The 10721-nt window shown below is 75.7% G+C and carries 2 protein-coding genes; both read left to right on the top strand.

All coding sequences use genetic code 11. The features are described from left to right. Nucleotides 1–3886, top strand: a 3886-nt coding sequence (locus tag ACFV7Q_RS36560; protein ID WP_385435248.1) for an SDR family NAD(P)-dependent oxidoreductase, incomplete at its 5' end; no start/stop codon positions are given. A gap of 21 nt (nucleotides 3887–3907) precedes the next feature. Further along, nucleotides 3908–10721, top strand: a 6814-nt coding sequence (locus tag ACFV7Q_RS36555) for a type I polyketide synthase (RefSeq protein WP_385435247.1), incomplete at its 3' end; no start/stop codon positions are given.

Below are 10721 nucleotides of genomic sequence, written 5' to 3'. Positions count from 1 at the left end.
CATCAAGATGGTCATGGCCATGCGCCACGGCGTGCTGCCCCGGACCCTGCACGTGGACGAGCGCACCCCGCACGTGGACTGGACGGCGGGCGACATCGCCCTGCTGACCGAAGCCACGCCCTGGCCCGGGACCAGCCGGCCGCGCCGCGCCGCGGTGTCGTCGTTCGGCATCAGCGGCACCAACGCCCACACCATCATCGAGCAGGCCCCGGAGCCCGCGGACGACCCCGCCCCGGCCCCGACGGCCCCCGGCGCCGGACCCCTCCTCTACGTCCTGTCGGCGCGGAGCCCGCAGGCGCTCCGCGCCCAGGCCGCCCGGCTGCTGCCCGTGGCCGAGGCCGTCACCCACGGCGAGACCGGGGACGGCCCCGGTCCCGTGGACCTGGCGTACTCCTTGGCCACCGGCCGCGCCGGTCTCGAACACCGGGCGGCGTTCGCCGCCGCCGACCGCTCCGGCCTGCTGGACGCCCTCGCCGCCCTCGCGGCCGACGAGCCGGCGCCGGGGCTGGTCCGCGGGACGGTGTCCGGGGGCCGGTTGGCCTTCCTGTTCACCGGGCAGGGGAGCCAGCGGCTCGGGACTGGCCGGGAACTGTACGAGGCCGAGCCCGTGTTCGCCGCGGCACTGGACGCCATCTGCGCCCGAATGGACGCCCACCTCGAAATGCCGCTGAAGGACGTGCTGTTCGGTGCCGACGCCGGTCTGCTGGACCGGACCGAGTACACCCAGCCGGCGCTGTTCGCCGTCGAGGTGGCGCTGTTCCGGCTCGTGGAGAGCCGGGGACTGCGTCCGGACTTCCTGTCCGGGCACTCGATCGGTGAGATCGCCGCCGCCCACGCCGCCGGGGTGCTGTCCCTGGACGACGCCTGCACCCTGGTCGCCGCCCGCGGCCGGCTGATGCAGGCACTGCCCGCCGGGGGCGCGATGATCGCCGTACAGGCCGCGGAGGACGAGGTCGCACCGCTGCTGACCGACCGGGTGGGCATCGCCGCGGTCAACGGTCCGCAGTCGGTGGTCATCGCCGGTGACGAGGACGCGGCGGTTGCGGTCGCCGCGTCGTTCTCCGACCGCAAGACCAAGCGGCTCACCGTCAGCCACGCCTTCCACTCGCCGCACATGGACGGCATGCTCGCGGACTTCCGCAAGATCGCCGAGGAGTTGTCGTACGGCACCCCCCGCGTCCCGGTCGTCTCCCACCTGACCGGCGCCCTCGTCACCGACGAGATGGCCTCGGCCGACTTCTGGGTCCGGCACGCCCGTGAGGCGGTCCGCTTCCTGGACGGCATCCGTGCCCTGGAGGCCGCCGGCGTGACCACGTACCTCGAACTCGGCCCCGACGGAGTGCTGTCCGCGCTCGCCCAGGACTGTGTGACGCAGGACGCGGTGTTCGTGCCGGTCCTGCGCAGGGGCCGCCCCGAGGCCGAGACCGTCGTCACCGCCCTCGCCCGGGCCCACGCCCACGGCGCGGCCATCGACTGGTCGGCGTTCTACGCCGGCACCGGCGCCCGGCGCGTCGACCTGCCCACCTACCCCTTCCAGTCCCGGCGCCACTGGCCCGAGCCCGCCGCCGCACCCGCCGGCGGGGCGGCGCAGGGCGCCCCCGCCGTGAGCGAGGCCGACGCCCGTTTCTGGGACGTGGTCGAGCGGGCCGACCTGGCCGCGCTCGCCGACGAATTCGACGTCGACGGCGACCAGCCGCTCGGCGCCGCCCTGCCCGCCCTCTCCGCCTGGCGGCGCGGCCGGCAGGCACAGGCGCAGGCCGACTCCCTCCTCTACCGCGTCACCTGGCAGCCGTGGACCGGCCGCAGCGGGACCGCTGCAGCCCCCGGGGGCACCTGGCTGGTCCCCGTACCCGCCCCGCAGGCGGAGGACCCGTGGGTCCGCGCCCTGACCGACCACATGAGTGACGGCGGCGCCCGGATCCTGACGCTCCCCCTCGACGCCGTCGACGGCGACCCGGCAGTGCTCCGGGCCCGCCTCCACGAGCGGCTGCGCGGCGCCCCGGGAGCGGCGGCCGACGGGCCGGAGCCGGTCACCGGCATCCTGTCGCTGCTCGCGCTCGACGAGCGGCCGCACCCCGAGCACCCCGGAACACCCGTCGGACTCGCCCTCACCCACGCCCTCACCTCCGTGCTCACCGACCCGGAGGCGGACCCCGGCTGCGCGGACTCACCCCTGTGGTGCATCACCCGCGACGCCGTCGCCGCCGCCCCCGGTGACACCCTCGGCGGCGCCGCGCAGGCCCAGGTCTGGGGCCTGGGCCGGGTCGTCGCCCTGGAGCACCCCGCCCGCTGGGGCGGACTCGTCGACCTGCCCGAGGCGTGCGACGAGCGCACCCTGACCCGGCTGACCGACGCCCTGGCCGGCGCCGGCGACGAGGACCAGATCGCGATCCGCCCCGCCGGAACCCTCGTACGCCGCCTCGTCCGCGCCACCCCGGTCGACACCGATCCCACCGCCCGGTGGACCCCCCGCGGCACCGTGCTCATCACGGGCGGCACGGGCGTCCTCGGCCGCCACGTGGCCCGGCGCCTCGCCGAACGCGGCGCGGAACGCCTCGTCCTCGTCAGCCGCAGCGGCGCCGACGCGCCCGGAGCCGCCGCGATCCGTACGGAGCTCGAAGCGCTCGGCGCGGCCGTGACCCTCGCCGCCTGCGACGTCGCCGACCGGGACGCGCTCTCAGCGCTCGTCGAGGGCCTCGCCGCCGACGGCACCCCGGTCCGTGCCGTGGTCCATGCCGCGGGAGTCTCCCAGCCGCCCGGCACCGGCAGCGACCTGCCCGGCTTCGCCCGGGTCGTCACCGCCAAGACCGCGGGGGCGGTCCACCTCGACGCGCTGTTCGAGGCGCCCGACTCCCTCGACGCGTTCGTCCTGTTCTCCTCCATCGCCGGCACCTGGGGCAGCGGCGGCCAGGGAGCCTACGCCGCGGCGAACACCTTCCTCGACGCGCTCGCCGAACGCCGCGCCGCCCGCGGGCTCGCCGCCACGGCGATCGCCTGGGGACCGTGGGCCGACGGCGGCATGGCCGCCGAGGGCGACGCGGAGGAGCAGCTCACCCGGCGCGGGCTGCCGCCCGTGGCTCCGGCGACGAACCTGCTGGTGCTGGAACGCGCCCTCGCGGGCCGGGACGCGGCGCTCACCGCCGCCGACGTCGACTGGGCACGGTTCGCGCCGGTGTTCACCGCTGCTCGACCCCGCCCGCTCATCGGCGACCTGCCCGAAGTGCGCGCCGCACTGCGCGCGGAATCGGCACCCGACGGCGGGGCCACGGCCACGGACCCGTCCGCGGACCTGTTGCAGCGGCTGACCGCACTCTCGGGGGACGACCGGGAGACCGCCCTCCTCGACCTCGTGCGCGAGCACGCGGCCGTGGCCCTCGGTCACCCGTCCGCCGACGCCGTCGCACCCGACCGGGCGTTCAAGGACCTCGGTTTCGACTCGCTGACCGCGGTCGACCTGCGCAACCGCCTCGGCTCCGCCTGCGGCCTGCGGCTGCCGTCCAGCCTCGTCTTCGACTACCCCAACCCGCGGGCCCTGACCCGCCACCTCCTGCGCACCCTCTTCACCGGCGAAGCCGGTGGCGGCGCGACGGCCGGCGGGATCGGCGCGGCGGACCTGGACACCGACCCGCAGGACGCCGAACTGCGCCGGATCCTGACCACCATCCCCCTGGGCCGCATCCGCGCCGCAGGACTCCTCGACACCCTCCTCCAGCTCGCCGGACCGGACACCCCGGCCGCCGACACCGTCGGCCCGGACACCGCCGACCCGGTCGCGTCCATCGACGAGATGGACCTCCAGGACCTCCTCGACCTCGCCCTCGACGGCGGTGACGGCCCCGAGGACGGCGACACCCCCGGCAACACGACCCACAACAGCAACTTCTGACGTGCCCGAAGTGCGGAGCAAATGATGACCACCCCGAACGAAAAAGTCGTTGAAGCGCTGCGGGCCTCCCTCAAGGAAACCGAGCGGCTGCGCCGCCGGAACCAGGAGCTCACCGACGCCTCCCGCGAACCCGTCGCGATCGTCGGCATGAGCTGCCGCTTCCCCGGCGGAGTCGCCTCGCCCGAGGACCTGTGGAAGCTCGTCGAGGGCGGCGGCGACGCCATCTCGGGCTTCCCCGCCGACCGCGGCTGGGACGTCGAGTCGCTGTACGACCCCGACCCCGACCACCCCGGCACCACTTACGCCCGCCACGGCGGATTCCTGTACGAGGCACCCGAGTTCGACCCCGCCTTCTTCGGGATCTCCCCGCGCGAGGCCCTCGCCATGGACCCCCAGCAGCGCCTCCTGCTGGAGACGACCTGGGAGGTCTTCGAACGGGCCGGCATCGACCCGACGACCCTCCGCGGCAGCCGGGCCGGGGTCTTCGTCGGCGCGTCCGCCAACGCGTACGGCGCCGGTTCGGGCGACCTGCCCGACGGCGTCGAGGGCCACCTCCTCACCGGCACCGCCTCCAGCGTCGTCTCCGGCCGCCTCGCCTACGTCTTCGGCCTGGAGGGCCCCGCCGCCACGGTCGACACGGCCTGCTCGTCCTCCTCCGTCGCCCTGCACATGGCCGTCCAGGCCCTCCGCCAGGGCGAGTGCTCGCTGGCCGTGGCCGCCGGCGTCACCGTCCTCGCCGGCCCGGACGTCTTCGTCGAGTTCAGCCGCCAGCGCGGCCTGTCGCCCGACGGCCGCTGCAAGTCCTTCGCCGAGGCCGCCGACGGCACCGGCTGGTCCGAGGGCGTCGGCGTCCTCCTCGTGGAACGCCTGTCCGACGCCCGCCGCAACGGCCACCGCGTCCTGGCCGTCGTCCGCGGCTCGGCCGTCAACCAGGACGGCGCCAGCAACGGCCTCACCGCACCGAACGGGCCCGCGCAGCAGCGCGTCATCCGGCAGGCCCTGGAAAGCGCCCGGCTCACCCCCGCGGACATCGACGCCGTCGAGGCCCACGGCACCGGCACGACCCTGGGCGACCCGATCGAAGCCCAGGCCCTGCTCGCCACGTACGGCCAGGACCGCCCGGCGGACCGGCCACTGTGGCTGGGCTCCCTGAAGTCGAACATCGGGCACACCCAGAACACCGCAGGCATCGCCGGCATCATCAAGATGGTCATGGCGATGCGGCACGGGGTGCTACCGAAGACCCTGCACGTCGACGCCCCGACCTCGCACGTCGACTGGGAGGCCGGCGCGGTCTCCCTGCTCACCGAGCAGCGGCCGTGGCCGGAGACCGGGCGCCCGTACCGGGCCGGTGTCTCCGCCTTCGGCGTCAGCGGCACCAACGTCCACACCATCATCGAACAGGCCCCGGAGGCCGACCGCGCCCCGGAGCAGCAGCCCCACGACACCGCGCCGCGGCCGGCGTCGGCGCAGGTCGTGCCCTGGCTCCTCTCGGCGAAGGGCCGGGACGCCCTGCGCGAGCAGGCGGCGCGGCTCCTCGCGTACGCCCGGGAGCACGGGACCGCACCGCTCGACACCGCGTGGTCGCTGGCAGCGGGCCGGGCGCAGTTCGAGGACCGCGCCGCGGTGGTGGCCGCGGACCGTGAGGGCCTGCTGGCCGGCCTGGCCGCGCTGGCGGAGGGCGGCTCGGCGGCGGGCGTCGTGACCGGCTCGCCGGTCGGCGGCAAGGTCGCCTTCCTGTTCACCGGGCAGGGCAGCCAGCGGCTCGGCACGGGCCGAGGGCTGTACGACACCTTCCCCGTGTTCGCCCGGGCCCTCGACGACGCCTGCCAGAAGCTCGCACTCCCGCTGAAGGACGTGCTGTTCGGGTCGGACGCGGGCCTGTTGGACCGCACGGAATGGGCGCAGCCGGCGCTGTTCGCGGTCGAGGTGGCGCTGTTCCGGCTCGTGGAGTCGTGGGGTGTGCGGCCGGACTTCGTGTCCGGTCACTCGATCGGTGAGATCGCCGCCGCGCACGTCGCCGGGGTGCTGTCCCTGGATGACGCGTGTGCGCTGGTCGCGGCCCGCGGCCGGCTGATGCAGGCGCTCCCGGCCGGCGGGGCCATGATCGCCGTCCAGGCCTCGGAGGACGAGGTCCTGCCGCTGATCGGCGAGGGCGACCGGGTGGGCATCGCCGCGGTCAACGGTCCGCAGTCGGTGGTCGTGGCCGGTGACGAGGACGCCGCCGCCATCGCGGCCGGTTTCGAGGCCCGGGGCCGCAAGACCAAGCGGCTGACGGTCAGCCACGCGTTCCACTCGCCGCACATGGACGGCATGCTCGACGACTTCCGCGACGTGGTGGCGGGACTGTCCTTCGAGGCCCCGCACATCCCCGTCGTGTCGAACCTGACCGGCGCCCTCGTCACCGACGAGATGGCCTCGCCGGAGTTCTGGGTGCGGCACGTCCGCGAGGCCGTCCGCTTCTTGGACGGCATCCGCGCCCTGGAAGCCGCCGGCGTGACGGCCTACGTCGAACTCGGCCCGGACGCCGTGCTGTCCGCCCTCGCACAGGACTGCGTGACCGAGGACGCCGTTTTCGTGCCCGTCCTCCGCAAGGGCCGCGACGAGGCCGAGGCGCTCGTCACCGCACTCGCCCGGGCCCACGCCCACGGCATCCGCGTCGACTGGCAGGCCTTCTTCGCCGGTACCGGCGCCCGCCGGGTCGCCGACCTGCCCACCTACGCCTTCCAGCGGCAGCGCTACTGGATCGAGCCGGGCCACCGGATCGGCGATCTCACCGCGGCTGGACTGAGCGAGGCCGCACACCCGCTGCTCGGCGCGATGGTCGCCCTCGCCGACTCCGACGGATTCGCGTTCACCAGCCTGCTGTCCGCCACCACCCACCCCTGGCTGGCCGACCACCAGGTCATGGGCAGTGTCCTGCTGCCCGGCACGGCCTTCGTCGAGTTGGCGGTCTGGGCCGGTGACCAGGTCGGCTGCGACACCGTCGAGGAACTGACGCTCGAAGCGCCGTTCGTCCTGCCCGAACGCGGCGGCGTGCAGCTGCAGATCAACGTGGGCGCAGCCGACGCCGACGGCTCCGGCAGGCGCTCCTTCAGCCTGTCCTCCCGCCCGCAGGACAGTGCCGCCGACGAGCCCTGGACCCGGCACGCCGGCGGTGTCCTGGCCCGCGGCGCCGCCCCCGCCCGGTCGGTGTTCGCGGCCGGCCAATGGCCCCCGGCCGGCGCCGAACCCCTCCCCACGGACGGCCTCTACGCCGACCTCGCCGAGGTCGGCATGGGCTACGGACCGGCGTTCCGCGGCCTCACCGCCGCATGGAGGCACGGCGACGGCGTCTACGCCGAGGTCGCCCTCCCCGAGGAAACGGCCGCCGCGGCCCGGGACTTCGGCCTCCACCCGGCGCTGCTGGACGCGGCGCTGCACACCCTGGGCCTCGGCGTGCTGGGCGGCACCGAGGGCGAGGGCCGGCTCCCGTTCGCGTGGAGCGGCGTGACCCTCCACGCGAGCGGCGCCGATGCCCTGCGCGTGCACCTCGCCCCGACCGGTGCGGGCGACGGTGTCCGCCTGGAGATCGCGGACGTGACGGGCGCCCCCGTCGCGACCGTCGACTCGCTCGTCCTTCGGGCCGTGTCGGCCGAGCAGGTCCGGGCGGCACGCACCGCCCACCACGAGTCGGTGTTCCGCACGGAGTGGACCACACTGCCCACCGCGACCGCGACCGCGACTGCGACCGCTGCCGAAGCCGGCGAGGACCCCGGTGCGGGCCCACGCGGTCGTTGGGCGGTCCTCGGGGCGGAGGGCCCCTCCGCCCTTCTCGGCGCGGGCGCCGACGACGTCGTCGTCTACGCGGACCCGGCCGAGCTGGCCGCCGCCGTCGACGCCGGAGCAGCCGTCCCCGACGTCGTGTTCGCCGCCTACGTGCCCGCCGGCGCCACCGCGCCGGAGCTGTCCGCGGAGGCCGTGCACCGGGCCACGCACCACGCCCTCGGCCTCGCCCAGACCTGGCTGGGCGAGGAGCCGTTCACCGGTGACGGGTTCGCCGCCAGCCGGCTGGTCGTCCTCACCTCGGGCGCGGTCGCCACCGGTACGGGCGGCACCGGGGCCGACACGGTCACCGACCCCGCCCATGCGGCCGTCCGCGGCCTGCTGCGCTCCGCCCAGGCCGAGAACCCGGACCGGCTGCTGCTGCTCGACACCGACGGCACCGACGACTCCGTACGCGCCCTGCCCTCCGCCCTCGCCGCCGCCCGGGCCGCCGGCGAGCAGGAAGTCGTCCTGCGCGCCGGCACCGTCCTCGTGCCCCGCCTCGCCCGTGTCCCCCGGGAGACCGACGGGGGGCAGCAGCCCGCGGCAGCGGGAGTCGTGTACGCGCCGGAGTCGACCGTGCTGGTCACCGGGGCCGGCGGCCTCCTCGGCGGGTTGATCGCCCACCGCCTCGTCGCCGAGCACGGCGTACGGCACCTGCTGCTCGTCGGGCGCCGCGGCGGCTCCACCCCCGAGGCCCAGCGCCTCGCCGCCGACCTCGCCGCCGCGGGCGCCTCGGTGACCTGGGCGGCCTGTGACGTCGCCGACCGCGAGGCACTGGCCGCCGTACTGGAGGGCATACCCGCCGCGCACCCGCTCGGTGCGGTCGTCCACACCGCCGGTGTCCTCGACGACGGCGTGATCGGTTCACTCACCCCCGAACGCCTGTCGGCCGTCCTGCGCCCCAAGGTCGACGCGGCCGTCCACCTGCACGAGCTGACCCGGGACCTCGACCTCTCCGCGTTCCTCCTCTTCTCGTCCATCGGCGGCGTCTTCGGCGGAGCCGGCCAGGGCAACTACGCGGCCGCCAACGTCTTCCTCGACGCGCTCGCCCGGCACCGCCGGTCCCTCGGCCTGCCCGCCACCTCCCTGGCCTGGGCCCTGTGGGCCGACGGCTCGGGCATGGCCGGCAGCCTCACCGACGCCGACGTCAGCCGCATGACCCGCGGCGGGCTGCCCCCGCTGACCACGGCCGAGGGCCTCGACCTGTTCGACCTCGCGCACCGCCTCGACGAGGCCGTACCCGTCCTGATGCGCATCGACCCCGCCGGGCTGCGCACCCAGGCCCGCACCGGCGCCCTGTCCCCGCTGCTGCGCGGGCTCGTACGGGTCCCCGCCCGCCGGTCCGCGGGCGCCGCGGGTGCCGCGGCGGCGGGCGCCTCCGGTCTGCGGCAGCGCCTGGCCGGCCTCGCGGCCGCCGAGCAGGAGCGCACGCTCCTCGACCTCGTACGCAAGCAGGTCGCCGCGGCCCTGGGCTACCCGAACGCCGCCGCCGTCGAACCGGGCCGCTCCTTCAAGGAGCTGGGCTTCGACTCGCTCACCGCCGTCGAACTGCGCAACCTGCTCGGCGAGGCCACCGGCCGCCGCCTGCCCGCCACCCTCGTCTTCGACTACCCGACGGCCACCGCCCTCGCCCACTACCTGCGCGAGGAACTCCTCGGCGACCTCGCGGACGACACCCCCACCGGGGCTGGCACGCCCGGCGCGGGCCGCCTCCCGGCCCGCCGACGCGCGGCCTCGGCGGCCGGCGCCACCGCTGCGGACGACGACGACCCGATCGCGATCGTCGCCATGAGCTGCCGCTTCCCCGGCGGCATCACCTCCCCCGAGGACCTGTGGCGGATGCTCGCCGAGGGCCGCGACGGCATCACCGCCTTCCCCGCCGACCGCGGCTGGGACCTCGACACCCTCTACAGCGACGACCCCGACCGCGAGGGCACCAGCTACGTCCGCGAGGGCGGCTTCCTGCACGGGGCCGCCGACTTCGACGCCGCCTTCTTCGGGATCTCCCCGCGCGAGGCCCTCGCCATGGACCCGCAGCAGCGCCTGCTGCTGGAAACCACCTGGGAGACGTTCGAACGCGCGGGCATCGACCCGACCGCCCTGCGCGGCAGCCGTACCGGCGTGTTCGTCGGCTCCAACGCCCAGGACTACCTCCAGCTCTGGCTCGACGACGCCGACGGCCTCGAAGGCCACCTCGGCACCGGCAACGCCGCCAGCGTCGTCTCCGGCCGCATCTCCTACACCTTCGGCCTGGAGGGCCCGGCCGTCACCATCGACACGGCCTGCTCCTCGTCGCTCGTCACCCTGCACCTCGCCGCCCAGGCCCTGCGCCGCGGCGAATGCGCAATGGCCCTCGCGGGCGCCGTGACCATCATGTCCACGCCCGGTGCCTTCACCGAGTTCAGCCGGCAGCGCGGCCTGGCCGGGGACGGACGCATCAAGGCGTTCGCCGCGGCCGCCGACGGCACGATCTGGTCCGAGGGCGTCGGCCTGCTCCTGCTGGAGCGGCTCTCCGACGCCCGGCGCAACGGGCACCCCGTCCTCGCCGTGGTCCGCGGCACCGCCGTCAACCAGGACGGCGCCAGCAACGGCCTCACCGCCCCGAACGGCCCCTCGCAGCAGCGCGTCATCCGTGAGGCCCTCGCCGACGCCGGCCTCACCGCCGCCGACGTCGACGCGGTCGAAGCCCACGGCACGGGCACACGACTCGGCGACCCGATCGAGGCCCAGGCACTGCTGGCCACGTACGGTCAGGACCGGCCGGAGGGCCGGCCGCTGCTCCTGGGCTCGGTCAAGTCGAACATCGGGCACACCCAGGCCGTCGCCGGCGCCGCCGGCGTCATCAAGATGGTCATGTCCATGCGCCACGGGCTGCTCCCGCAGACCCTCCACATCGACGAGCCGACGCCCTACGTCGACTGGTCCGCCGGCGACATCGAGCTGCTGACCGAGCAGCGGGCATGGCCCGAGACCGGCCGCCCGCGCCGCGCCGGCATCTCGTCCTTCGGCTACAGCGGCACCAACGCCC

The sequence above is a fragment of the Streptomyces sp. NPDC059851 genome (assembly GCF_042732005.1).
GTDB lineage: Bacteria > Actinomycetota > Actinomycetes > Streptomycetales > Streptomycetaceae > Streptomyces.
Note: the sequence above shows the minus strand (reverse complement) of the source record. Positions and strands in the feature narration are given on the sequence as shown.